Origin of the sequence: Daejeonella sp. (assembly GCF_049655485.1) — a bacterium.
Classification (GTDB): Bacteria; Bacteroidota; Bacteroidia; order Sphingobacteriales; family Sphingobacteriaceae; genus Daejeonella.
This window is the reverse complement of sequence record NZ_JBASJU010000232.1, coordinates 1-1,833: the sequence shown is the minus strand read 5'-3', so window position 1 is coordinate 1,833 and position 1,833 is coordinate 1. Positions and strand designations below refer to the sequence as shown.

The 1,833-nt window shown below is 42.9% G+C and carries 2 protein-coding genes; both read left to right on the top strand.

What is annotated here, in order from left to right:
• Positions 1–108: 108 nt before the first annotated feature.
• Positions 109–1,389 (top strand): efflux RND transporter permease subunit, encoded by a 1,281-nt coding sequence (locus tag WBJ10_RS09790; protein WP_424289769.1) that lies wholly within the window; start codon positions 109–111, stop codon positions 1,387–1,389.
• A 1-nt stretch (position 1,390) separates the two neighbouring features.
• The coding region (locus tag WBJ10_RS09785; RefSeq protein WP_424289767.1) for an efflux RND transporter permease subunit at positions 1,391–1,833 on the top strand (443 nt) is incomplete at its 3' end.

Below are 1,833 nucleotides of genomic sequence, written 5' to 3'. Positions count from 1 at the left end.
ATTTGGGGGAGAATATGACAATGATGATATAAATCACTTTAAATCGTAAACAACATCATTGCCTGGTTTTTAAAATAATAGAAACTTTGGTTAAATTTTTTAATAGCAATGATTGAAAAAATAATTTCCTGGTCCATTCATAACCGTTTTTTCGTCTGGTTGGGCATTGCTTTCATAGTCATAGGTGGGATCTATTCCATTATGAAAATGCCCGTAGATGCGATACCGGATCTTTCCGAAAACCAGGTGATTATTTACACGGAATATATGGGCCGGAATCCCACCATTATGGAAGACCAGATTACCTATCCACTGGTTTCCAACCTGCAGGGTATTCCAAAAATAAAATCTATCCGGGCAGCTTCCATGTTCGGAATGAGCTTCATTTTTGTGGTATTTGATGACGGGGTAGATGAATACTGGGCACGAACCAGGGTATTAGAACGACTGAATTACGCCCAGCGCTTCTTACCACAAGGCGTCACTCCCACCTTAGGCCCGGATGGAACAGGCTTAGGTCACGTGTTCTGGTATACTCTTGATGGTGATGGTTACAATCTTGGAGAGCTCCGGGCATTACAGGATTGGTATGTGAAATTTGCCTTACAGAATGTGGAAGGAGTAAGCGAAGTAGCTTCCTTTGGAGGCTTCCAGAAACTTTATCAGGTAACGATCGACCCTCATAAGTTAATTTATTATGGTATTCCCCTGATGGATATCACGAAGGCAGTTGCAGCTAATAACCGCGATGTCGGGGGCAGCCTTTATGAAATGAATTCTACCGGCTATCTGATACGCGGACAGGGTTATATTACCGGTCTGGAAGATATTAAAGATATCTCTGTCGGAAATTACAAATCAATACCCATTTTCCTGAGTGATGTTGCTAATGTACAGATGTCGCCCGATCTGCGCTTGGGTATTGTAGATGAAAACGGCGAAGGTGAAGTTGTGGGAGGCATCATAGTGATGCGCTTTGGAGAAAATGCCAAGGATGTGATTGAACGCACGAAAGTGAAAATGAAGGAGGTAGAAAAGGGGCTACCTGCCGGAGTAAAATTCAAAACGGCGTATGACCGGAGCAATCTGATACTGGCTGCTATCGATACGTTAACCGAATCGCTCTGGCAAATGATATTAATCGTTTCCATAGTTGTCATCATTTTCTTATTCAGTATCCGAAGCGGACTCATTGCCATTGCCTGTATCCTCTTATCTATACTTATCGGCTTTATCCTGATGCAATTATTCGGTGTAACTTCTAATATCATGTCGCTCGGAGGAATCGCCCTTGCCATTGGGGATGTGGTAGATCCGGGGATTGTAATGGCCGAAAATGCCTACAGATCTTTAACAAACCGTGTTTTAAAAGGACAGGGAACAAATTAATATGTCTACAGATAAACCAAAAACGGAAAAAGAACGGATCGGCAATACAAACGAGATTGCCGATGAGGAGCGTGTTGCGATCATTAAAGAATCATCCCGCACAGTAGGTCGTGCTGTTTTTTTCTCTGTGCTTATTATGATTATTTCTTTTGCTCCCATTTTGTTCTTAACCGGGCAGGAAAATAAGCTGTTTTCACCACTGGTGCTGACTAAAACATTTTCATTAATTGGCGCCGCAATTCTAGCTATTACCGTAGCCCCGATGCTGATCCGTACTTTTATGAAGGGGAAGCTCATTCCTGAAAGCCGAAATCCGGTATCCAATTTTTTTGTCACCCTCTATAAGCCTGCTGCCCGTTTTTGTCTTACCTGGCGCAAATCGGTGCTGGCTGCCTGCCTCATCTTGTTGATTGGCAGCATTCCATTGGTCACCAATCTGGGAAC